Genomic DNA, 24,575 nt, shown 5'->3' with positions numbered 1-24,575 from the left:
TGGCTCTGGCTTTACAACAATGAACGACCTAATATGGCAATTGGTGGTGTACCACCTAAACAACTATTGAGAGCGGCTTAATTAATTTCTACGAATAACTGCTGCTTAAAATGGGGGGATTACAGTAGAACCTAATGGATGATATAGCTAATAAGGTACCCTGAAAAAGCATAAAAAAACGCCGGTGAATGTTTGTTCACCGGCGTTTATCTTGGTTGACTTTTTTGCTAGCGGTTATCTAGTTAGGCAACCGATCCAGGTTTAGTGGCTGCGGCAGCCGAACTATTCGCAGTATTGGCCATAGACGCTGTTTTACCTGAAACTTTTAAACCAGCGCGCTTTTCAGCAGCGAGTGCTTTAATTTCAATTTCATTAAAATCCGTTTCAATTGCTTTAGGCTTTGCCATAGGATGAGACACAGGTGCTTTGGTTACCGTCACCTTTGGTCTTTTGGCTGCCTTCGGCTTTTTCGCAATTTCTTCAACCTTTTCAGGTTGTTCAGTGATTGCGTTTGAATCGGCAGTTTTAGGCGCTTCAGCTACAGGCTCAACGACAGTTTCTACTGCAGGCTTTTCATCGACTTCTTGCTCAACCGGCGTGTTAACGACAGTAGGGGAAGGAGTGGCGTCTGCAACTTTAGCTGTCTCTTCAGTAGTTGCAACATCAGCATTATCTGCATCCAACTGAATCTCTACTTGCTCAGGTTGAGCTGCCTTAGCTTTTGCTGGCTTAGCAGCTTTAACCGGTTCCTTTGGTTCAGTTGTCGTCTCAGTATTGACTATCACTTCGTCCTGTTTAGCCTCTGCATTTGCACTCTCATCTACAGTGGTAGACTCAGCCACATTTTCGTCGGCTTTCTTAGTACGTCTTCTCGCACGAGGTTTTGCTTTAGGTTTTTCTGCTTTTACCTCTTCATTAGCATCAGTGGCTTGCACACCAGGAGTATCGTGTGATTCAAACTTAAGTTCATCTTGAGCTAATTGTTCATTAGCCTTTTCAGTTGAATCAGTTGCATTGCCTTCTTCTGCCCCAGAACCTTCTTTTCTGCGCTTTTGACCTGCAGCACGAATATGTCGAGGAGAACGTCTGCTTCTGCTGCGCTCTGCTTGTCCTTCGTCTTTAGACTCGGTACTTACTGTTTCGGTTGCTGCTGTTTGGTTTTCAGTGGTTTGAGTTGCATTATTCAACTCGTCATTTTTGGTTTCTTCGCTTTGAACCTTATCGTTTTTAACTTCTTCAACCTTAGTTTTTGGTTGCGGAGTTTTCGTGACTTCAGTTTGAGCTTGAGTGACTACATTGGCATTTTCACCTTTGTCACCACGCACATTTCGACGGGTATCGCGTCTTTTTCTGCGTTCTGCAACTTTCTCATTTTTACGCTCGGGTTGGTTTTCAACCGATGCGTTCTCTTTAGTCGTTTGATTTGCATTAGGATCTTGCGTTTTATTACGATTATCACGACGCTGCTTAGGCTTCTTATCGCGTTTTTGCTCAGGCTTATCAGCTTGGCTTTTCTCAGTCCGTGTTGTCTTTTCTCTGCGTTCTGATGCTTTTGGTTTGCGATTGCCTGAACGCTCGTTGCGATTACGAGTATTCCGTTGTGGGCGTTTATTTTGTGAACTACTGGTTTCCTTTTTCGGCGCAGGCTCTGGTTCGCTTGCAAACAGAGTAGATAACCATTTAGAGACTTTAGTCAACAATGACGCTTCTTCAGTTTTCGTGGCTACCGGAGCTTGCTGTGGCGCAGATAAACCTTGTAACACAGGTTGCTCTTTTGGCTTGATTTCTTGAGTAGGATTATCAACCTCAGCAGACTGTGTATCCATCAACTCAATGTTATAGCTCGCTTCAGTGACAGTATCGTCCGGTCGTCTACGAGCAACATGGTAATGAGGCGTTTGTAAATTTGGATTTGGAATAATCAACAAATTTACCCCATGACGTTTTTCAATAGATTGGATTGAACGTCTTTTTTCGTTTAACAAGTAAGTAGCAACATTAACGGGTAATTGTGCTTCTATTTGCCCGGTGTTGTCTTTAATACTTTCTTCTTCCATTATGCGAAGAACTGATAATGCTAAAGATTCAGTACCACGAATGTTACCGTGGCCACTACAGCGAGGACATACAATATGAGCTGACTCACCCAGTGAAGGACGTAACCTTTGACGTGACATTTCTAACAAACCAAATCGAGAAATACGTCCCAATTGGATTCTAGCTCGGTCATGTTTGACTGCATCTTTAAGGCGATTTTCAACTTCACGCTGATGGCGCACTGGCGTCATATCAATAAAATCGATTACGACAAGGCCACCGGCATCTCGTAATCTCAATTGACGTGCAATTTCATCGGCGGCTTCAAGGTTAGTATTAAATGCCGTTTCTTCAATATCACCGCCTTTTGTTGCCCGGGCAGAGTTGATATCAATGGAAATCATTGCTTCAGTAGGATCAATGACTATTGAACCACCAGAGGGGAGGCGTACTTCACGTTGAAATGCAGATTCAATTTGAGTTTCAATCTGATAATGACTGAAAAGCGGTACATCACCTTTGTATTGTTTTACTCGGCTTGCGAAGTCAGGTCTTACTAATTGAATATGCTGCAGAGCTTTTTCATAAACCTCTACACTATCAATGAGGATTTCACCGACATCACGACGCAAATAATCACGTATAGCTCTGACAATGACGTTACTTTCCTGGTGAATAAGGAAAGGAGCTGGCTTAGTTTCAGACGCTTCTGAAATTGCGTTCCAATGACGAATTAGCACATTTAAATCATGCTCTAATTCTTCAAATGATTTACCAACGCCTGCCGTTCTGACGATTAACCCCATGCCTTCAGGCAATTCGAGTTTGTTTAAGGATTGTTTTAAATCGGTACGCTCATCGCCTTCAATTCGGCGAGAAATGCCACCTGCACGAGGATTATTCGGCATTAAAACTAGGTAACTTCCAGCCAAACTAATAAAAGTCGTAAGGGCAGCGCCTTTTTGACCGCGCTCTTCCTTATCAATTTGGATAATAACTTCTTGGCCTTCTTTAATCACATCTTTGATGCTAGGGCGGCCATCAAACTTATAACCTTTAGGGAAATAAGTTTTCGCTATTTCTTTAAGGGGTAAGAAACCATGTCGGTCTGCACCGTAATCAACAAACGCAGCTTCTAAACTGGGTTCAACACGGGTAATAGTTCCTTTGTAAATATTGGCTTTTTTTTGCTCGTGTCCAGGGCTTTCGATATCAAGATCATAAAGCTTTTGTCCATCGACCAATGCAACACGCAACTCTTCTTGTTGAGTAGCGTTGATTAACATTCTTTTCATTGTATAAGACTCGGTTTTAGTACCGAATGCGGAATAATGTAGAACTGAAAAACGTGGCTTGCAAGCTGCACCAAGCTGAAATTACCTTCAGTCTCACGACTGTAAAAAACAGATCTTGTGCGCGTTTAGATGTGCCAAGGATTAACCTTAAGCATATGATTTCATTAGGGAAGTGAATTATTACGTGTGGTAATTTTTACTTCAGACCCTTGGGTGAAACGCCTCACCCCAATAAATTTTTTGTCTATCTTTCAAACTGACGTGATGTTAAACAAAACACATCAGTTTGTTGCCAAATTCAATTCTTACTATTCTGCGATTGGTACTTTTTTATTGTATATCGCATGATGATTTGTAAATTTGCTTGCCCAACCAATCGAAAAAATACTCACTTCGACAGCGGCAATGCATCATTGTGTGTTACGAAATTTATTTCGTTGATGCCATACAAATTCTAATTTTCATCGCATTATTTACTGCTTTGCAACAGCAAAGCCAGCTAAACGGTCGGATTATCACATTAAAACTAACACTCTGGCAAGCAAATAAAAATTATAAAGCTAATTTAAATATTTAAGTTAGAATAGCCCTTTGGGCCACAGAACTTTCGTTGATAAATGAAAACGTCTAAACACTTGGCTTTTAACTTAATTTTGCATTCAAATGCGTTTAACCCAACACTAAATCCAATTAGTAAAACTCTACAGGCTCGTTAATGACCGATTCAAACTTCAATAAAGTACAATTTTTAGCCATCGACTCTGACCATGAAGGCCAAAGAATTGATAATTATTTACGTACAATATTGAAGGGCGTACCAAAAAGTATGATTTATCGGATTTTACGTAAAGGTGAAGTTAGGGTTAATAAAAAGCGTATTAAGCCAGAATACAAATTAGTGAGTGGTGATGAAATTCGCCTGCCGCCTATTCGCGTGTCTGAATCCAGCCAACAAGCACCCTCCACTAAACTAGATAAAGTGGCCACTTTAGAATCTCACATTTTATTTGAAGATGATGTATTAATTGTGGTTAATAAACCCTCAGGCATGGCTGTACATGGAGGCAGTGGTTTGAGTTTTGGCGTAATTGAAGCTTTACGTGCACTGCGTCCCACTGCAAAGTTTCTCGAGTTAGTGCATCGTTTAGACAGGGATACCTCAGGTTGTTTGCTGATCGCTAAAAAACGTTCAGCGCTAAAACACTTGCACGAACAATTACGTAACAAGACCATGGACAAACGCTATCAAGCACTAGTTGATGGACATTGGCCTGAAAACCGCTTTAAAGTAAAAGCTCCATTATTAAAAAACATCGTTAAATCTGGTGAGCGCATAGTCACTGTCTCTGCGGAGGGTAAAGAATCTGAAACGCGCTTTCGGATCCTTGAATCCTTTGCCCAAGCGACTTTAGTGGAAGCCTCTCCAATTACCGGGCGGACCCATCAAATTCGAGTGCACTGTCAGCATGCAGGACATCCCATTGCCGGAGACAGTAAATATAAAGATGAAGATTTTAATCATTACATGGCAAAACAAGGATTAAATCGGTTATTTTTGCATGCCTATCGAATTTTATACGTGCATCCGGTGACGGGAAAGCAAATGAGCCATACCGCAAATTTGGATAATTCATTGAATCAGACACTCAAGGCGTTAAGAAAACTTCAGGCCTAATATTCTTTGCTAGCTCAACACGTCAAATTTAAACTCAGCCAATACATCACAAAGGGCAATAAGAGGTAAGCCAACTAAACTATTTGGATCTCGCCCCTGTAATTGGCTGAACAACCTAATTCCCAAACCTTCACATTTAAAACTGCCTGCGCAATCTAATGGACTTTCTTTGGCAATATAGTTTTCTATTTGTTGATCGGTTAAGTTGCGGAAACAGACAGTGTACTCTTCCACCAAGGATAAACATTTATTGCTATTTGCATCGACCACACTTAACCCCGTATAAAAGACGACTTCTTTACCACTGCATTGTTGCAACTGCATTTTGGCGTTTTGAGGGGTTCCAGGTTTGCCTAGTATATCGTTATGTAAACTGGCTGTTTGATCAGACCCTATTATCAAACCACTTTTATAGTGACGCGCCACGTCTTTTGATTTTGCCTCTGCCAGTCTTAATGCCATGTCTTTAGCCGACTCATTTAAACGTCGGCTTTCAACAACGTTGGGTTTATGACAAATGAAATCGAGTTGCAGTTTATCGAGTAGGGCTTTACGATATTTAGAAGTGGAAGCAAGAACTATTTTCACAATTTTCCGTTAAGTTAATAAAAAGTCTTCATTATTATTAGGGAATAGGGGGCTTTTGGCTATATTTTCCTTTGACTAACGGCTTCAGTATCTATATTATGCGCGCCCTATGCAGAAAGTGAAATTGCCCAAGTTTATCGAACCAGTCAAAAGTGCTACAAAACGCTCTGATTATAAGGGTGTGATGATGACTTCTGACATGGCGCGTTTTCTTAGTGCAGTGGCCACCGCTGCTGATACTGTTGAAGCTGAAGTAAGATTCGATAAAGACGAGCAGGGTCTGAATTTTTTTCAAGGACAACTATCAACATCAGTGGAGCTTGTCTGTCAGAGATGTAATGAGCAATTTGCTCATTCAATTCACACATCATTTTGTTTTAGTCCGGTAAAACGGAAAGCAGTTGAAACAGATGATGAAGTTGAATTGCCGGACATTTACGAACCGGTAGAGGTCAATGACCATGGAGAAATCAATCTACTGCAATTGTTCGAGGATGAACTAATATTGTCTTTGCCCATTGTCGCCCTTCATGCAGAGGAGGATTGCAATATCAAGCGGGATGAAATGCAGTTTGGTAAGATTGAACCGGCCGATGAACGTCCAAACCCTTTCGCGGTTTTGAAAGAACTTAAGCGAGACTAGGAGTAATGTAATGGCTGTACAAAAGAACAAGAAAACTCGTTCAAAGCGTGGTATGCGTCGTGCACACGATTCTTTGACTGGAGCGACTTTGTCTGTAGATTCAACTTCAGGTGAGACGCATCTTCGTCATCACGTGACTGTTGACGGTTACTACAAAGGCAAAAAAGTTATCGCTGACTAGCAATGACTTTTAGCCGTCTAACCATTGCGTTAGATATTATGGGGGGCGACAACGGCCCCCATGTAACTCTTCCTGCAGCGATAAAAGCTCTGCACGAAATCCCACACCTATATTTTATACTTTGCGGTGATGAACAAATCATTTCAAAGGTAGTCAGTAGACAACCCTTATCCATTCAAGAGCGCGTAGAGATCCAGCATTGTTCAGAACATGTTGCCATGGATGAAAGGCCGAGTTCTGCCCTGCGCAATAAAAAAGATTCTTCCATGCGTCGTGCTTTAGAGCGTGTAGAGTGTGGTGATGCTGATGCGTGCGTGAGTGCAGGAAACACCGGAGCGCTGTTGGCGATAGCTTATCATGTCCTAAAAACGTTACCGGGTATTGACCGTCCCGCCCTCGTATCTGCATTACCTACCGATGATCATCACAAACTGTTTCTGTTAGATTTAGGGGCAAACGTGAATTGTGATTCAGAAACCTTGTTTCAATATGCGGTAATGGGTTCGGTTTTAGCTGAAGAGGTGGCAGGGGTGACTCATCCACGAGTGGCGTTACTCAACGTCGGAGAGGAACAAATCAAAGGCAATGACCAAGTCAAATTTACCGCGCAACTATTACAGCAAGCTAAAGGAATAAACTATACTGGTTTCGTTGAAGGTAATGACATCTTTACTAATTGCGCTGATGTGGTGGTTGCTGATGGATTTGTGGGTAATATTGCCCTAAAAGCCTGTGAAGGTCTTGCCACATTAGTTTTAGAAGAGGCAAAGCGGGTTTCAAACGAAAATTGGTTGACGAAATTATTGGCGAAAATAGCGTTGCCATTGTTAAGAAAGATTTATCGAAGGGTGAACCCCGACCAGTATAATGGCGCGAGTCTGATAGGATTGCGCGGAATTGTGGTCAAGAGCCATGGTAATGCTTCTTCAGATGCTTTCTTATTTGCAATTAGGGAAGCGGAACAAGAAGTACAACGACAAGTTCCGAAAAAAATAAAAGATAAAATTGAATCCGTTTTAATGGAGCGCTCTTAAAATATGTACTCAAAAATAATAGGTACTGGAAGTTATTACCCTGCAGAAGTCCGTAGCAACGCAGATCTAGAACAAATGGTTGATACGACTGATGAATGGATAACAGATCGAACGGGAATTAAAGAAAGAAGAATTATTGGCGCAGATGAAACTGCTGCCACTATGGGATACGAAGCGTCTCTAAAAGCCATTGAAGCAGCCGGTATAGATAAAAAGTCTATTGATATGATTGTATGTGCTACTACAAGTGGCCGATACGCGCTGCCCAGCACGGCCTGTGAAATTCAAAAAGCGTTAGGAATTGACGGTATACCCGCGTTTGATGTTGCCGCCGCTTGTGCTGGTTATTGCTATGCATTAAGTGTGGCAGATCAATATATAAAAACCGGCATGGTGAAGCGAATTTTAGTTATTGGCACAGATTGTTTATCTAAAATGATCAATCCTGAAGATCGCTCAATGGTTATTCTATTTGGTGATGCTGCCGGTGCAACGCTTCTTGAAGCAAGTGAAGAGCCTGGTATTTTGTCGACTCATATAAATGCTGCTGGATCCTACGGAGACTTGTTACAAATTGGTCATGTTGAGCATGGTAATGAGCAATCGGTACATGAAAACTGGGGCAGCATGAAAGGAAACGAAGTCTTTAAAGTGGCAGTGACTAAACTCAGTGAAGTTGTAGAGCTGACTTTAAAAGCAAATAACATGCAAAAATCAGATTTAGATTGGTTGGTTCCTCATCAAGCAAACTTTCGCATTATCAAAGCAACCGCCAAAAAGTTAGAAATGTCTTTGGACCAAGTAGTTCTAACCTTAGAAGATTATGGTAATACATCGGCTGCAACAGTGCCCACAGCATTCGATAAAGCAATAAGAGATGGGCGTATTCAACGTGGCCAAAACTTGTTGTTAGAAGCATTCGGCGGCGGATTTGCTTGGGCAGCAGCCCTCATTAAATACTAATTTCTTTTTGTTTACAGTTACCCAAGGTATGATTTATGACTAAACAAGCTTTTGTGTTTCCCGGTCAGGGATCTCAAACAGTTGGAATGTTAGCCGATCTGGCTGCGAATTATCCACAAATTCAGAAGACATTTAGCGAAGCCTCAGAAGCGTTGGGCTATGATTTGTGGGATTTAGTGCAAAATGATGAAAATCAGCAACTCAATCAAACTCACATCACTCAACCAGCGCTATTAACCGCAAGTGTGGCGATTTATCGATTACTTTTAGACTTAGGTTGTGACAAACCAGATTATATGGCTGGTCATAGTCTCGGTGAGTATTCTGCTTTAGTTTGTGCAGAGGTTATCAGCTTAAAAGAGGCGGTAAAATTGGTTGAAGCAAGAGGCCAATTTATGCAACAAGCTGTGCCTGCAGGTGAGGGGGCAATGTATGCAATTATTGGCTTGGCAGATGACCTGATTTTAGCTGCTTGTGAAAAAGCGCAGCAACAAACAAGTGAAGTTGTCTCAGCGGTTAATTTTAATTCTCCAGGGCAAGTTGTGATTGCAGGAACCACCGAAGCAGCTAAAGTAGCAGCAGAGTTGTGTAAAGAAGGGGGGGCAAAACGCGCACTGCCGTTACCCGTGAGTGTGCCTTCTCACTGTGCATTAATGAAGCCCGCAGCCGAAAAGTTATCAGCTTTAATAGAATCTATTACTTTTGCTGAACCCAGTGTTACTGTTGTAAATAACGTTGATGTTAAGTCTGCTAAAGATGCAGATAGTATTAAAGATGCGTTGGTGCGACAGCTTTATTGTCCAGTTAGATGGACTGAAACAATTGAATATCTTGCTAGCCAGAACGTTGAAAAAATGTACGAAGTAGGGCCGGGTAAAGTACTTGTCGGTCTTATTAAACGGATCAATAAAACAATTGAAACAGACTCTTTAAACACAGTGGAATCAGTCCAAAAATTACTGTAATAAGGTATTATAATGAACGATTTAAATGGAAAAGTTGCTCTGGTAACTGGCGCTAGTCGAGGTATTGGAAGAGCTATCGCTGAGTCATTAGCGGAACAAGGGGCTGTCGTCATTGGAACGGCCACTTCTGATAAAGGCGCTGAGTCTATAACAGATTATCTTTCTAAATTCGGCGGTCAAGGTTTAACCTTAAATGTCACTGATCAGAGCTCACTTGATGAAGTATTGACTAAAATTAAAGAAAATCATGGCGAAATTGATATTTTAGTTAATAATGCAGGTGTCACTCGCGATAATTTGCTGATGCGAATGAAAGATCAAGAATGGGAAGATATTCTAAATACTAATTTAACACCAATTTTTAAACTGACTAAAGCCGTTTTACGTGGCATGATGAAAAAACGTAGTGGTAGAATTGTTAATATAGGCTCGGTGGTTGGCACAACAGGTAACCCAGGACAAGCCAATTATGCGGCAGCCAAAGCTGGGGTGATAGGTTTTAGTAAATCTACAGCCCGTGAAGTTGCATCAAGAGGCATCACCGTAAATGTGGTTGCGCCTGGTTTTATTGATACAGATATGACAAAGTCATTGACTGACGAGCAAAAAGAAGCCATTTTCAAAGATATTCCAGCTAACAGGTTAGGCTTACCAAAAGAGATTGCCGCGGCTGTTAGCTTCTTAGTAAGTGATAATGCTGCTTACATTACGGGTGAAACTATCCATGTAAACGGCGGTATGTATATGGGATGATAAACGTATTTAACAGTCATACCTTTTAAGGTTGATCGTTAATATATTGTTTATTAGACTAATTTGATTCGGTGGTTTGACCAGATGAAAAGTTAATTGTCTTACTTGCAAGACAGTGGCTAGCTGAATAAACTACCGGAAATTTAAACTCTAGCTACTTATAGGGAAAACTAGAATCATGAGTAACATCGAAGAACGCGTTAAAAAAATCATCGTCGAGCAATTGGGCGTTAAAGAAGAAGAAGTAAAAGCTGAAGCGTCATTTGTTGATGATTTGGGAGCAGATTCACTAGATACTGTTGAATTAGTAATGGCTTTGGAAGAAGAATTTGATACTGAAATTCCAGATGAAGAAGCTGAAAAAATTACTACAGTTCAGTCTGCAATAGACTACGTTAACGCAAATAAAGACGCGTAAGATACTCCTATAAACGGCTCTATCTGAGCCGTTTTCTTCTTTATACATAAAATAATAAACTTTATGCGGAGGCCTATGTGTCTAAACGTCGCGTAGTAGTAACGGGTCTTGGCATGCTGACCCCCTTAGGTGGTGACACCAATTCAACTTGGGAAGGCATTTTACAAGGTAAAAGTGGAATAGGTCCTATTACATCCTTTGATGCATCTGCTTTCAGTACTCGTTTTGCCGGGGAAATTCAAGATTTTGATGTGGAACGTTACATCCCCAAAAAAGAAACTAAAAAGATGGACCGTTTTATTCAATTAGGAATAGCCGCGGGAAAACAAGCACTTGCCGACTCAAAATTAGAAATTACAGCTGAAAATGCGAAACGAGTAGGCGTGGCTATTGGTTCTGGCATTGGTGGTTTAGGACTTATTGAAGAAAACCACAAAAAAATGTTAGCCGGTGGTCCAAGAAAACTCACACCATTTTTTGTTCCTGCCACTATTACTAATATGATTTCAGGCTTTTTATCTATTTTTGAAGGTTTGAAAGGCCCTAACTTAAATATTGTTACTGCTTGTACAACTGGCGTTCATAATATTGGTATTGCTGCTCGCACTATAGCGTATGGTGACGCTGATGCCATGTTAGCTGGCGGTGCTGAATCTTCCATTTCGCCGCTGGGAGTAGGTGGATTTGCAGCAGCAAGAGCTTTGTCGACACGCAACGAAGACCCAACTAAGGCAAGCCGTCCTTGGGATAAAGACCGAGACGGATTTGTAATGGGCGAGGGTGCTGGGGTTGTGATGCTCGAAGAATATGAGCAGGCAGTAGCCAGAGGGGCAACGATTTACGCCGAATTAGTGGGTTTTGGTATGAGTGGTGATGCATATCATATGACCTCACCCCCTCCTGATGGTGAAGGCGCTGCCGCGGCCATGGAAAATGCACTTAATGATGCTGATCTGCCAGCAAGTGAGATTGGCTATATCAATGCTCATGGCACTTCTACTCCCGCCGGAGACAAGGCGGAAGTGGCAGCGGTTAAACGTATATTTGGTGCTGCGGCTGAAAAAGTGTTGGTGAGTTCGACTAAATCGATGACAGGTCATTTGCTTGGTGCTGCAGGTTCAGTTGAAGGCATTTTCACGTTATTAGCGCTGCGAGATCAAGTAGCACCACCGACTATTAATCTGGATAATCCAGGTGAAGGGTGCGATTTAGACTTTGTTGCCAATTCTGCTCGAAAAGTCAGCATGGAATACGCACTTTGTAATTCCTTTGGATTTGGTGGTACTAATGGTTCTTTGTTATTTAAAAGAATCTAGACACAATTTAAATTGAATTATTGCTTAGCACATTCAATCGTTTAAGATGAAGCCCAGTTCTATCTGGGCTTTTTTGTTGGTAAAAAATGATTATCGAACTTTCCTCAAATGACCGTTTATTAAGTAATGATAGGATCAGCTCCTACGGAGACGGTTGTTTTACTACTATGTGTGTTAATCACCAAAAAATAGAACTATTAACGGCGCACATAGGCAGACTAAAGGCTGGATGCCATCGATTAAAAATTGATTTTGAACAATGGCAAGAGTTACGGGAAAGGCTACAGGAAATTGCCCTTAAACATGAAAAGCATGTCATTAAAGTCGTTGTCTCACGAGGTTTTGGGGGCAGAGGTTATGGTACTGCAGGTGTAAACACCCCCCATTGTTATATCAGCCTGTCTGAAATACCTCAGCAGTACGCAAGTTTGACCCGTACAGGACTGACGTTAGGTCTTAGTAGTATACAACTGGCTAAACAACCTTTGTTAGCTGGAATAAAACATTTAAATCGATTGGAACAAGTTCTAATTAAGCATGAAATGCAAAACATGGATGTCGATGACGTTATTGTATGTGATACTGACTCGAACATCATAGAATGTAGTGCGGCTAATCTGTTTTGGCGAAAAGGAAATCAGTGGTTCACCCCCAACCTCGATAATAGTGGCGTTAGCGGGGTTATGCGTAACTATATTGTTGAAGTGTTCGAGCGTCATAAGGTGCCTTTAGTGGTCGCAGAGTTTAAAATTTCGTCTTTACTTGATAGCGACGAAGCATTTGTCTGCAATAGCTTAATGAAAGTCATAAATGTGAAATCATTCGATGTCAACGGCCAACAAATGTCATTGAATAGCACTGAAAATGTATTTCCTGATTGGTTCAGTGCAAAGCAATTCGAGGTAGTGTTAAATGAGTAGGTGGTTAAAGCTTTTATTAGCGACCATAGTGTTATGTTTTGCGGTAATGATTGTTTTGGTCTATCAGATTAATACAGCCTTTAACAGTCCCCTGAACATAGTAGGCAGCCAAACGTTAGTGGTTGAAAAAGGACAGTACGCCCATTCTGTGATCAATAAGCTATATGAACGTTCAATTATCAAACACCCGGTATTAATAAAAGCAGCGTTAAAACTCGAACCTGAGCTCAGCCAAATAAAAGCGGGTACCTACGAGTTAAGTTTGGGCATGAGTGCTCGGAACATGTTCGATAAACTGGCTAGAGGGTTAGAAAAAACCTATCAAATTAGTTTAATTGAAGGCTTACGCTGGCAAGATTGGATTGTACAATTAAACAATCACCCGAATTTAATTAAGTCTGCAAAAACCCACGAGCAATGGTTGCAAATGTTAGATCCTGAATTGCCAGGTCAATCTTTGGAAGGTTGGTTGTTAGCCGATACCTATCATTTTACCAGTGGAACCAAAGTCGAAGATATTGTGAAAACAGCCCATGTGGCCCTCAAGAGTTATCTAACAGAAGCTTGGCACTCTAGACAATCTGAATTGCCATATAGTAGCCCCTACGAGGCGTTGATTATGGCCTCTATCGTAGAAAAAGAGACAGGTGTGCCCATTGAGCGTCCACGAATAGCTGCTGTGTTTGTCAATCGGCTGAATCGAGGAATGCGTTTGCAGACAGACCCTACTGTAATTTATGGGATGGGTGAAGCATTTGATGGTAATATCCGGCGTAAAGATCTGAGGCAAGCTACTCCATACAATACATATGTCATCAAAGGATTACCTCCAACACCCATAGCAATGCCTAGCAAATTAAGTATTGATGCGGTAATGCATCCATTATATACAGAAGAATTCTATTTCGTTTCCAAAGGAGATGGCACCCATTACTTCTCTGAAACGTTACAAGAGCACAACCGAGCCGTACGGCAATATCAACTAAAAAGAAGTAAAAGTAACTAATTACATGTCTGGTAAATTTATTGTTATTGAAGGATTAGAAGGCGCAGGTAAAAGTAGCGCTATCGCCACAATTAAAACTCAACTCGAGGAATCGGGTTTGACGGTAATTTGTACCCGTGAACCTGGTGGAACGCCAATGGCGGAATCCATTAGAGAGTGTGTAAAGCATCCATGGCAGGAAAAGGTCACTATAGAGGCGGAGTTGCTCCTGATGTATGCAGCGCGTGTCCAGTTACTGGAAAATGTTATTAAACCCAACTTATCGCAAGGACACTGGGTAATTGGCGATCGTCATGATTTATCCTCACAAGCCTATCAAGGCGGTGGTCGAGGGATTTCAAGGCAAAAGATGTCCACATTAAGTCAACTGTCATTAAATGGTTTCAAACCTGACTTTACTTTGTATATGGACGTTGATCCCAAAGAGGGACTAAAAAGAGCGAGGGGCAGAGGGGAGTTGGATAGAATAGAGTTAGAAGATATTTCTTTTTTTGAGCGCACCCGAGCACGTTATTTACAATTATGTGAACAAGACAACAGCATAGTGACCATCAATACCATGCAACAAATTGAAAAAGTACACATGGATATTAAAACCGCTTTAAGCCGTTATTTGAAGGATCATACGTGTACCCTTGGTTAGAAGAGTCTTTTTTACAACTCGGAGCGCGAGCACAGAATAGCAGCTTGCATCATGCACTTTTGATTAAGGGCCCAGTGGGCATTGGCAAAACCGATTTTAGTTATCAATTAGCCAAGTCCATTTTATGTAAAAGTGATACTCAAAAGCCCTGTGGCAAGTGCCAATCCTGTTTACTTTTTGACGCACAGTCACATCCTGATTTGCATCAAGTCGCTTCAGAAAAACAACTAGGTGTGGATCTTATTCGCGATGCGATACAGAAGTTATCCAGTAAGGCTCATCTTTCCGGTAATAAAGTGTTGATAATTGAGCAGGCTGAAAGCATGACCGAGTCAGCTGCCAATGCACTATTAAAGACCTTAGAAGAACCCACAGAAAATACCTTTATATTTCTAGTCTCCGCATTTCCTGAACGATTATTACCGACAATTATTAGTCGTTGCGAAAAAGTGAATTTATACGCCCCTAGTTTTACGCTATGTAAACAATGGCTAGAATCGCAAAATATCCCAGGAGTAAATGAGGATATCATTCGTATTTATGGACAATGTCCCCTCAAAATCAAGGAACAGCTTGCCACTAAAGACGGGATATCGTTTACAGATTTTGCCAACTCCATTGTCCAATTGAGACAAGCTCAAGTGTCTTCCCTGACCCTTGCTGAAACATGGCAAAAAGAAGCTGAGCAAGTGGTTTTATGGCTTCAATACGAATTATCTAAACTGGCCATGACTGGATTGGCTAATAATTCATTATGGGCGCTAGAGGATAAGTTGATCAAAGCATCCATTGCATTGCAAAACCCAGGGGTGAACCGTTTGTTAATATTGTCGGATATGTTAACGGATTTTGGTAGCTTAATGCGCCAACAAACCAATTAAAATAGGAGTTATCTTTGTTTGTAGATTCACATTGTCATCTCGACAAATTAGATAAAACCAGTGCTGAACTGCAAGAGGTTATTAACTTTGCTAAACAGCGTGGCGTAAACCACTTTTTGTGTGTCGCCGTATCAGTGAAAGACTTTCCGCAGATGTTAGCTAAGGTAAGTGAATTTAATGATGTATCGGTTTCCTGTGGTGTCCATCCTTTGCACCAAGAAGATGCCTGTAGTTATGACGACTTATACGCCATGGCATCTAGGCCTGAAGTGGTTGCTGTTGGCGAAACGGGATTAGATTATTTTTACAGTAGCGACACTAAAGATGTGCAGCTAGTTTCCTTTGTTGATCACATCAAAGTTGCCAATGCATTACGTAAGCCGCTGATTATTCATACTCGTGATGCCAGAGAAGATACCTTGTCGTTATTGCGGGAACATAAAGCGCAACACACTAAAGGTGTATTACACTGCTTTACCGAGTCGTTAGAAATGGCTGAAGCGGCTATTGAAATGGGCTTTTATATTTCCATTTCAGGTATCGTTACCTTTAAATCAGCTCAAGAATTGCAAGAGGTGGTGAAAGCACTACCTTTGGATAAGTTATTAATTGAAACCGATTCACCTTGGTTAGCTCCCATCCCATACCGTGGCAAACAAAATCAACCTGGTTACGTAGTTGAAGTGGCGGAATTTATTGCTGATTTAAAAGGCATTAGTGTAGAAGCGCTTGCGGCAGCAACAACCCAGAATTTTTATGATTTGTTTGATGGGATACAAGGCAGTTAAACAGAAAACGCGATATCACCAATATCGGCTATAGTGTATGTTTACATTCTGTTTTTTTAGGGGATTCAGATGAAAAGCTTGGCTAAAATTTTATTGGGTTATCTACCATTTCTATTATTACTACCTGCTTGCTTTGTACACTCTGTTGAATGTCAATTTGAACCTTGGAAAGATTACAAACACGAAAAATTGCTGCGTCACCCCTCAAAATTGGCTTACTTATTTCAAACTGAGCATAAAGCTATTGATGCGGATGGTGCACCCAATGCCTACCATCCCGATAACACGGGTTTAGATAACTACTTAAATGCAGGTTATCCAAACAGTAGTTGGTGGAATTCAGTTTTGCTTGAAGATCCCAATGACAGCACTAAGCCTTATATTCAAAAGGAAGGGGAGTATAAAGGTTATTTCATATCTAAGACGTCGTTGTTTGATAAAACCAAAGGTGAGCTAGATGCGTCGCGTTATGTGGATGCAACAAAAATTCCCTATTTAGTTTATCCAGGAAAATTTTACAGTCAAAAAGGCACAGGAAAATTAGGCGATATAGGTGTGGCATTTAACCTTAAGTCCGGTGAAAGCAGTGCCTTTGTGGTGGCTGATATTGGGCCATCAAAGGCGAGTTTAGGTGAGATGTCGATGGCTTTAGCGGAAAACCTGGGAGGGAATAATGTAAATCCTAGAAATGGCGCAGGTAAACCCAAAGGAGATATTCTTTATCTGTTGTTTCCGTATTCATCTAAAACCTACCCATGGCCATTAGAATTAGATGAAATTCATGATATAGGCAGTGAGCTTATAGAGTCTATCGGTGGAAAACAAAGCATTTTGGCTTGTTCATTGCCAATGTGATGACACTACCGATTTAACATTAAAAGAGAGTTAGGAGTTTTTATAAATGGGATATTCAGTTCGATTGTGCAGTGTTTTGCTGGCTGTAAGCCTTAGTGGATGTGTAGTGGTTCATAAGGAATCAACTTCACCATCACGTGATACAAGTGAATTCATTAATGTAAATAGCACCTTATGGATGCAAACGTCCGCAGAATATAAGGCGAATGCATTACAAACGTATAAAGCCGCCGAGCTTCAGTTAGATAATGCATTAAAAGACAAAAGCTGGACTTCTGCTATCGAACAACAAAGCAATTATACTCACTTACCTCCAGCGATTATTTTGGATGTTGATGAAACTGTGCTGGATAATTCACAATTTCAAGCCGATATGATTTTAAACAATTATTCTTATGATCCAAAAAAATGGGATCAATGGGTGGCGAAGCAAACTGCGCCTGAGATCCCTGGAGCGGTTGCATTTATCAATAGAGCACGCCAAATGGGTGTGGAGATTATTTATATAACAAACCGTGAATGCAAGCCACGGAGTAGCTCTGCAGATAGTTGTCCTCAAAAACAAGAAACTATGAATAACCTTAAGAGCGTAGGCGTTCAAGGAGTGGACTCTGGGCATGTTTTGCTTAAAAAGCAAAAAGCAAACTGGAGTTCAGAGAAACAATCAAGACGCGAACTAATCGCAGAGTCTTATCGTATTATTATGTTGGTTGGCGATGATCTCGGTGACTTTTTACCCAACGTGAAAAAAGGTATTACTGCAACCGCTAGAAAAGAGTTAGTGGATGAATATCAAGATAATTGGGGAGTGAAATGGTTTATATTAGGCAATCCTACCTATGGATCTTGGTCACAGGTTTTGGAGACTCCAAAAAGCAAATTTCTAAGAGGGTTTTAAATCAGATTAAGATTTAAATAGACTCTTTATTTAGGCATTTTTTTTAGTTTACTTAATTTCATAGGTAAACTAAAAAATGCTCCCTCCTTACCTTGAGCAAATTATTGTAATTGAAGTTAATGCGATAAGACTAAGCTAATATTGATTAAATAATGAAAAAGCTGTGTTCTCAGTACTGCTCGCCTTAAAAGAGCAAATTGCGTTAAATAACTATAAGCATACCGCGAGAAAAATATATGAAAATAAAATTTAAGCAAACACTAGCTGCAAGTTTTTTGTGTACCCTCACCAGCTTTTCGAATTTTGCCCAAGTGCAAAACCAAAATGAGTCGAGGTCATATAGCCAATCTCATCAGCTAGTGATGAAACAAATTGCTAAGACGATGTGGGAAACCCCTGAGTTGGGATTTCTTGAACATAATAGCAGTGCCTTAATGCAAAAAGTCCTGAGGGAACGTGGGTTTACCGTAAACGTCGGAGTTGCAGGAATGCCTACTGCCTTTGTTGCAGAATATGGAGAAACTGGTCCAGTCATTGGTTTACTTGCTGAAATGGACGCATTGCCGGGTATGGGAGTGCAAAATACGCCAGATAAACAACCCATATCCAGTAATGGAAATGTTCATGCTGGTCATGCTTGTGGCCATAATTTATTTGCAGGAGGAGTGGTAGGTTCAGCTTTAGCCCTTGCAGACTATTTAGATGAACATCCAAACCAAGGCAAGCTAAAGGTGTTTGGTACGCCAGCAGAGGAGGGCGGTTCAGGGAAAGTTTACATGGTCAGGGAAGGTCTTTTTGATGATGTCGATGTAGCCTTACATTGGCATCCATCAGATAGTACGTCCGCCGCGCCCTATACTTCTTTGGCGAATAAAAGTGGTAAATTTCGATTTTATGGTGTTGCCGCTCATGCTGCAGCAGCTCCAGATAAAGGACGTTCCGCGCTGGATGCGGTAGAAGCTATGAATATGATGGTTAACATGATGCGTGAACACGTTCCTGATGGTACGCGTATTCATTATGTGATCACCCATGGTGGCACTGCGCCTAATATAGTACCTGAATTTGCCGAAGTTTATTATTACGTGCGGTCAGTAAAACCCGCACTGGTTTTATCTTTATGGGATAGGCTGATCAATGCCGCAGACGGAGCTGCTTTAGGTACACAGACTAGAGTGGAAGTCGAGGTTACGGGAGGAGTGTGGAGCGTATTGCCTAATGTCGTATTATCGAAATTAGCGAATCAAGCCATTTTACATGCACAACCCATCATGTTGTCAGAGGAAGAACAAAACTTTGCCAAGAATATAAGTAAGACTTTGAACCACTCGTTTGATTTGAAAGAGCACAGTGACTCCCTTCCATTTAGCGAAAATATTGCTACCTGGTCTGCCTCTACCGATGTAGGCGATGTTAGTTGGCAAGTTCCTACAGTCGGGATCTCTAGCGCAACATGGGTAAGAGGAACACCACCCCATACGTGGCAAGCTTCCTCTATGAGTGGAACAGGTATAGGATACAAAGGCATGTATTTAGCCAGTGATGTTTTAACCCAAACGGCTATCAGTCTGTATTCTGAGCCTGAAAATATCGAAGCGGCGAAAAAAGAATACCTTGAAAGAAAAGACGCGTTGAAATATAAGTCGATGATTGGTGATCGGGCTCCAGCTCTCGATTATAGAAAAAAGTAAGTGCTCATCTCTGGATTAATCTAAATAATTAGAATTGAGAAAATAAATAGCTCTCAAAAGTGAACCCAAAGCAATGGAAGAAATATGAAATTATTCAAAATATGCATCACAACAGCAATGACACTTAATTTAGTGGCTTGTTTTAGTAATCCTCAAACGCCAGAGAGTAAGCAAGAAGTTAAATTAGTACTTGAACAACAAACCAAGCAGAATGAAACCGCTGCGTTTTTAGCATTGATGGACCAACAAACCAAAGCGTTGTTGCAGCGTACACCAACAATGGCGACAACCTTAGGGGTTTCGGAAGAATATTTCGGGGGAAGATTTAACAACAAGCTTGAAGACTATTCCGTTGAAAGTATCGCCAAGTCAAAAGCATTACGTGATTCGATGGAAGCTGATTTATTAAAAATTGACCGTTCATTATTAACTGGTACAGCGGCAACCACTTATGATGTTTTAGTTAATGCTATTGGAATGACAAAACAATATGAACCTTATTTATTTGGTGGTTTTAATCCACTTTCCATTTATAGCCCTTATTCAATCACTCAGTTAACGGGAATACACATTGACTTACCAAGAGCCCTGCAAACTGAACACCCCCTCAACAATAAAGCCGATGTAGAAGATTATCTGTCACGCCTGAGTTTATTAGAAAAAGCGTATACAGATATGGCTGATGTTGTGACCTTAGATGCCAAACACGGTGTCATTCCACCTAAATTTGCCATTGAAGGGGCGTTAAATGTTATCTCTGGCATGACAAGTGCCATGCCGGCTGAAAATCCACTAGTAGTGGTGTTAGACAACCGGTTAAAATCAGTCGCAGAGATTAGTGATGCAGAACGGGCAGACTATATTGAACGGGCTCAAAAAATAACGTTGGAAAAAGTCTACCCAGGTTATGCAAAACTTCAAAAAGCACTTACTGCCACTTTAGCTTCAGCACAAAGTGAACCCGGTATTTGGGCATTGCCCAATGGTGACAAACTATATGAATTGGCGTTACAAAATTTTGGCGCTGGAGATATGACCGCCGAACAAATTCATCAATTAGGCCTTGACGAAGTTGCTCGGATTAAGGCTGAAATCGATATATTGTTAAAGTCTATCGGTTATTCACAAGGGGAAGTCATCGATAGAGTCATTGCTTTGTCAGAAGATCCGGCCAATTTATATGAAAATACCGATGAAGGTCGCGATAAGTTATTGAACGATCTCAACTTACAAATGAGAGAGGTAGAATTATTACTGCCTAATATTCTAAACGCGATTCCAAAAGCCGAAGTTGAAGTGCGTCGTATATCAATTTATGAGCAAGACAGTTCTCCCGGTGGGTATTATACCTCACCGAACCTTGACGGCTCTCGTCCAGGCATTTTTTGGATCAACTTAAAGGATACCGCTGACTGGCCAATCCTTTCGTTGCCGACACTGGTTTATCATGAAGCGAGTCCAGGTCACCACTTACAAGTGAGTATCGCTCAAGAAATTGAAGATATGCCTATGATTCGGAATATGTTGTGGTTTAGCGCATACGGTGAAGGGTGGGCGCTCTATGCAGAATTACTTGCTAAAGAATTGGGCTTATACGAAGACGACCCCTTAGGTGATATTGGTCGTTTACAATCAGATCTTTTTCGATCAGCGAGACTTGTGGTAGACACGGGAATTCATTACAAAAAGTGGAGTAGAGAATACGCTATTGATTGGATGCATAAAAATACGGGGCAAAGTGTCGCATCTTTAACCAGAGAATTAGAACGTTATGCTGTGATGCCAGGGCAAGCAACCTCTTACAAATTGGGTCAAATTCGTATTCTTGAGTTACGTAAATTGGCTAAAGAAAAGTTGGGTGATAAGTTTTCTTTGCCAGAATTTAACGATCAAATACTCATCCATGGTTCAGTTAATTTAACTGTTCTGACTGATAATATACATGCATGGATAGATTCAAAAATTTAGATTTGCGAATCAAACAATTACAATTTCGTGGCTCTACAACGAAGACATTGGTCATTTCAGTTTGCTTGAAATGACCAGTGTCATTTTAAATCAACACCCTTACTCAAACTCCTACCGAAAGCGACAATACAGAATACCTTCATAGGCAATCTTCTGTTTAGAAAATAAGTTTAAGGTTTGACGATATGCGCGAGGATTACATTGCTTACATAATGACTTGATGATTTGAGTGGTGAATTAAAGTGGCAATGTTTTTGATATTATAGTGATTCAATTCCATAAAAAAGTGGATACAGTACTGACTGTATCCACTTGTATTCTAATATTAAATTCTCTTCTTGCTGGTTAAAACAAGTGAATGATTTAACACATTAGAACGTAACTGACACCTTTCCGTAAACGAAACGGCCTGTAAACCCAAATGGTGAAAAACCTGAATACGGGAACAATCTTGAGAATGTACCTACTTCTTCAACCAATGTGCGCGTCGTATCAGGGTAGACATCAAACAAGTTGTTCGCCCCTAATGTTAGGGTTAAGTTTTCTGAAACATCGTAACTAACATCTAAGTCTGTCACCCATTTTTCCGGTAATACTTCATTAGTCGCAGGATCGCTTGATGGTTCTTGGGTTTCGCCATAGCGAGTGGTACGCAAGGTTGCATGCCATTCATCCATATTCCACACTGCACTTAAATTCAATTTAGTTTTCGGTGACCCTACTTCAAAGCGCCTTAACTCAACGTCTGAAAACAAGTTATCTTGATCAAAACCTGCACCTGCTAATACTGCGGGGGGATCTATAATGTCGGTAACTTCATTCTTATTGTAGTTAAAGCCTGCATTAAAGGCGATATCTCCCCAATTTTGTATATCAGTGTTATAGGAAACTACAACATCAACACCTGAAGTCTCACTATCAATGGCGTTTAAGAAGAAACGTGCGCGATTAGCTCCCGTGCCTGCTAATAATGCTTCAATTTCCGCGCCTGATAAGTTGTTAGATAAGACGATACGATCATCAATCTTAATTTTATAATAATCAACAGATACGCTAATGTTTGAATCAGGTGACCATGTAATACCAGCTCCATAGTTAACAGACTCTTCAGCATCTAAACCAGGCGAACCCAGTGCTATTGCTACATCACTGCTAGGTGAGAAAGTACCGGTTTCGGTTGGTTCGCCATCCACAAAGACAGTAGCAATTGAAGTGAAATATTGTTGTTGTAACGACGGAGCTCTAAACCCTGTTGACACAGAAGCACGAAGAGCAATGTCTTCAGTTAGGGTGTAGCGAGTTGCTAATTTACCATTTACCGTAGAACCAAAATCAGAGTAGTCCTCATAACGCGCAGCCACGGTCAGGTTCAAATCATCGGTAACATAAGCTTCTAAATCCACATATAAACTAATGTTATGACGACTGTTGTCACCGGCTGATTCAGGGGTAAACCCTGGAAATACTTGTGAACCCGCTGCACCATCAAATTCACCCTGTATATAAGATGCTTCTTCGCCCGCTTTAATTTCATATCCTTCGTGACGGTATTCCGCACCAACAGCAACATTAACGCCACTTGCTAAACCGTCAACGTCAATTTCACGGCTGAAATCTAAGTTCAGGGTGAACTGATCATAGATTAAAGTTCCAGCGTCAAATTCCGTTTGACTCGTTGGACCAAGAGAAGTGTTTAAACTGTTTATCACCCCAAATTTAAACTCATCTTCGCCGTAAACCGCAGATACATCATAGTTCCATTCCTTCAAATCACCTTTTATACCAGTAGCTAATGAATAATCATTGATGTCAGACGTGATAATGGGTAAAAAGCCATCGGGGTATATTTCTTCTATATTACGACTGTCTTGTGCTCTACGATAAAAACCACCACCTTCACCTTCGCGGGTACTGTAAGAGCCAAATGCATATAACTCGGCTTCAGAAGTTAAAGTTAGACCAGCATTGACAAACACTGCCATATCTTCAACATCACCGTTTCCAAAGTTATGATTATAACGATCCCAAGTCAGTTCGCGGGGATCTAGAGAACCATCCTCCAAGCGAGCGTAGTTTTCTCGTGTGTCATAATCTGAACGGTTACTTGCACTTCGATCTCGGAACTCAGCAGAGATATTGATGAAACCATCATCACCAAGTTCTAAACCAATGTTGCCTCTTAATGTGGCAGTTTGACCATCGGTTAATTCACGATCGCCACCTTCTGTAAAGGTTAGGTTGCCATCTTCACCAATACCCACATCTTGTAACTCAGGTACGCCATCCATAGTAGTAACATTGGCACCATATGTCACAGAGGCTGAACCACCACTGCTAGCACTTTTTAATACAATATTAATGACACCCGCAATAGCATCAGAACCATATTGAGCGGCAGCACCGTCTCGTAAAACTTCAATACGTTCAATCGCGTTTGCAGGGATTGCATTTAAGTCAACGGCAGAAGAACCGCGGCCTGTTGAACCATTTAAGTTAAGTAGCGCATTAGAGTGACGACGTTTCCCATTAACCAAAACCAAAGTGTGATCAGGTGCAAGACCTCTTAGTTGGGCTGGACGAACGTGATCTGTCCCATCGGTTAATGAAGGTTGAGGGAAGTTAAAACTCGGTAACAAACTACCCAAAATCATATTTGTTTCAGTTTGACCTGTAGTATTTAAGGCATCGCTCCCAATGATATCAATAGGAACAGGGCTGTCTTCTACGGTTCTTCCTAAACGGCGAGAGCCGATAACACTGATCTTTTCCACCGATTCATTGTCTGCATCAGTTGATTGTTGTGAAAGTACGGGTAAGGAAGTAAAAATTGCGGCTGAAGCACTCATCATCAAAGCGACTTTTAAGCAATGATCTTTGGCTTTAAATATAGGTTTTTTATTCATGTATTTTGTGTCCTGATGTTAAAGTAAAATAACCCTGCACTGTATGTTGATGTTTTTCTTGGATTTGTAAGATTCAACTTATTATTATTGTGGCAGTGGTTGCATATGATCTTAGACTGTTAACGCTTTTCTGCAAACTCATTGGCTAGATAAA

The 24,575-nt window shown here is 41.0% G+C and carries 21 protein-coding genes; 18 read left to right on the top strand and 3 right to left on the bottom strand.

Annotation, left to right across the window (positions count from 1 at the left end; translation table 11 throughout):
- Positions 1-242: 242 nt before the first annotated feature.
- On the bottom strand, positions 243-3,323 hold the full coding sequence (gene rne, locus ACYVIL_RS01115) for a ribonuclease E (protein WP_303472319.1): 3,081 nt from the start codon (positions 3,321-3,323) through the stop codon (positions 243-245).
- Between the two features lie 724 nt (positions 3,324-4,047).
- Here rne and rluC point away from each other — a divergent pair.
- On the top strand, positions 4,048-5,007 hold the full coding sequence (gene rluC, locus ACYVIL_RS01110) for a 23S rRNA pseudouridine(955/2504/2580) synthase RluC (protein ID WP_303471898.1): 960 nt from the start codon (positions 4,048-4,050) through the stop codon (positions 5,005-5,007).
- A 9-nt stretch (positions 5,008-5,016) separates the two neighbouring features.
- Here the strand turns inward: rluC and ACYVIL_RS01105 are convergent, their stop codons facing one another.
- The gene (locus ACYVIL_RS01105; RefSeq protein ID WP_460311266.1) at positions 5,017-5,595 is read right to left on the bottom strand and encodes a Maf family protein; all 579 of its coding nucleotides are present in this window, start codon (positions 5,593-5,595) and stop codon (positions 5,017-5,019) included.
- A gap of 109 nt (positions 5,596-5,704) precedes the next feature.
- Between ACYVIL_RS01105 and yceD the strand changes: the two genes are divergently transcribed.
- From yceD to ACYVIL_RS01020, 17 genes are all read left to right on the top strand, one after another.
- Positions 5,705-6,238, top strand: coding sequence for a 23S rRNA accumulation protein YceD (yceD, locus tag ACYVIL_RS01100; protein WP_303471902.1), 534 nt, complete (start codon positions 5,705-5,707; stop codon positions 6,236-6,238).
- 10 nt (positions 6,239-6,248) lie between these two features.
- Positions 6,249-6,419, top strand: coding sequence for a 50S ribosomal protein L32 (rpmF, locus tag ACYVIL_RS01095; protein ID WP_216046542.1), 171 nt, complete (start codon positions 6,249-6,251; stop codon positions 6,417-6,419).
- Positions 6,420-6,421: 2 nt separating this feature from the next.
- The gene (plsX, locus tag ACYVIL_RS01090) at positions 6,422-7,453 is read left to right on the top strand and encodes a phosphate acyltransferase PlsX (RefSeq protein WP_303471909.1); all 1,032 of its coding nucleotides are present in this window, start codon (positions 6,422-6,424) and stop codon (positions 7,451-7,453) included.
- A gap of 3 nt (positions 7,454-7,456) precedes the next feature.
- Positions 7,457-8,416: a beta-ketoacyl-ACP synthase III gene (locus tag ACYVIL_RS01085; protein ID WP_460311265.1), complete on the top strand. Its 960-nt coding sequence runs from the start codon at positions 7,457-7,459 to the stop codon at positions 8,414-8,416.
- A gap of 35 nt (positions 8,417-8,451) precedes the next feature.
- The gene (gene fabD, locus ACYVIL_RS01080) at positions 8,452-9,381 is read left to right on the top strand and encodes an ACP S-malonyltransferase (RefSeq protein ID WP_460311264.1); all 930 of its coding nucleotides are present in this window, start codon (positions 8,452-8,454) and stop codon (positions 9,379-9,381) included.
- 12 nt (positions 9,382-9,393) lie between these two features.
- Positions 9,394-10,134 carry a 3-oxoacyl-ACP reductase FabG gene (gene fabG / locus ACYVIL_RS01075; protein ID WP_303471913.1) on the top strand — a complete coding sequence of 247 codons (741 nt, stop codon included), beginning with the start codon at positions 9,394-9,396 and terminating at the stop codon, positions 10,132-10,134.
- 178 nt (positions 10,135-10,312) lie between these two features.
- Positions 10,313-10,552, top strand: a complete 240-nt coding sequence (acpP, locus tag ACYVIL_RS01070) for an acyl carrier protein (protein WP_008844663.1) — start codon at positions 10,313-10,315, stop codon at positions 10,550-10,552.
- Positions 10,553-10,629: 77 nt separating this feature from the next.
- Positions 10,630-11,868, top strand: a complete 1,239-nt coding sequence (gene fabF, locus ACYVIL_RS01065) for a beta-ketoacyl-ACP synthase II (RefSeq protein WP_303471915.1) — start codon at positions 10,630-10,632, stop codon at positions 11,866-11,868.
- Between the two features lie 86 nt (positions 11,869-11,954).
- The gene (pabC, locus tag ACYVIL_RS01060; RefSeq protein WP_460311263.1) at positions 11,955-12,788 is read left to right on the top strand and encodes an aminodeoxychorismate lyase; all 834 of its coding nucleotides are present in this window, start codon (positions 11,955-11,957) and stop codon (positions 12,786-12,788) included.
- On the top strand, positions 12,781-13,794 hold the full coding sequence (gene mltG / locus ACYVIL_RS01055; RefSeq protein WP_303471919.1) for an endolytic transglycosylase MltG: 1,014 nt from the start codon (positions 12,781-12,783) through the stop codon (positions 13,792-13,794). The genes pabC and mltG overlap by 8 nt, the downstream gene beginning before the upstream one ends.
- A gap of 4 nt (positions 13,795-13,798) precedes the next feature.
- The gene (gene tmk / locus ACYVIL_RS01050) at positions 13,799-14,437 is read left to right on the top strand and encodes a dTMP kinase (RefSeq protein WP_460311262.1); all 639 of its coding nucleotides are present in this window, start codon (positions 13,799-13,801) and stop codon (positions 14,435-14,437) included.
- Entirely contained in the window at positions 14,422-15,318 is an 897-nt protein-coding gene (gene holB, locus ACYVIL_RS01045) for a DNA polymerase III subunit delta' (protein WP_303471925.1), read from the top strand. The genes tmk and holB overlap by 16 nt, the downstream gene beginning before the upstream one ends.
- A gap of 14 nt (positions 15,319-15,332) precedes the next feature.
- Positions 15,333-16,106: a TatD family hydrolase gene (locus ACYVIL_RS01040; RefSeq protein WP_303471928.1), complete on the top strand. Its 774-nt coding sequence runs from the start codon at positions 15,333-15,335 to the stop codon at positions 16,104-16,106.
- Positions 16,107-16,175: 69 nt separating this feature from the next.
- On the top strand, positions 16,176-16,961 hold the full coding sequence (locus tag ACYVIL_RS01035) for a hypothetical protein (protein WP_460311260.1): 786 nt from the start codon (positions 16,176-16,178) through the stop codon (positions 16,959-16,961).
- A 46-nt stretch (positions 16,962-17,007) separates the two neighbouring features.
- Positions 17,008-17,859, top strand: a complete 852-nt coding sequence (locus ACYVIL_RS01030) for a 5'-nucleotidase, lipoprotein e(P4) family (RefSeq protein ID WP_460311259.1) — start codon at positions 17,008-17,010, stop codon at positions 17,857-17,859.
- Between the two features lie 236 nt (positions 17,860-18,095).
- Positions 18,096-19,550, top strand: a complete 1,455-nt coding sequence (locus tag ACYVIL_RS01025) for an amidohydrolase (RefSeq protein WP_303471934.1) — start codon at positions 18,096-18,098, stop codon at positions 19,548-19,550.
- A gap of 84 nt (positions 19,551-19,634) precedes the next feature.
- The gene (locus ACYVIL_RS01020) at positions 19,635-21,518 is read left to right on the top strand and encodes a DUF885 domain-containing protein (protein WP_460311258.1); all 1,884 of its coding nucleotides are present in this window, start codon (positions 19,635-19,637) and stop codon (positions 21,516-21,518) included.
- 371 nt (positions 21,519-21,889) lie between these two features.
- Here ACYVIL_RS01020 and ACYVIL_RS01015 read toward each other — a convergent pair whose 3' ends face one another.
- Positions 21,890-24,421: a TonB-dependent receptor plug domain-containing protein gene (locus tag ACYVIL_RS01015; RefSeq protein WP_460311257.1), complete on the bottom strand. Its 2,532-nt coding sequence runs from the start codon at positions 24,419-24,421 to the stop codon at positions 21,890-21,892.
- Between the last annotated feature and the right edge of the window lie 154 nt (positions 24,422-24,575).

The organism is Aliiglaciecola aliphaticivorans, from assembly GCF_054782055.1.
This window is presented reverse-complemented; position numbering and strand designations above follow the sequence as displayed.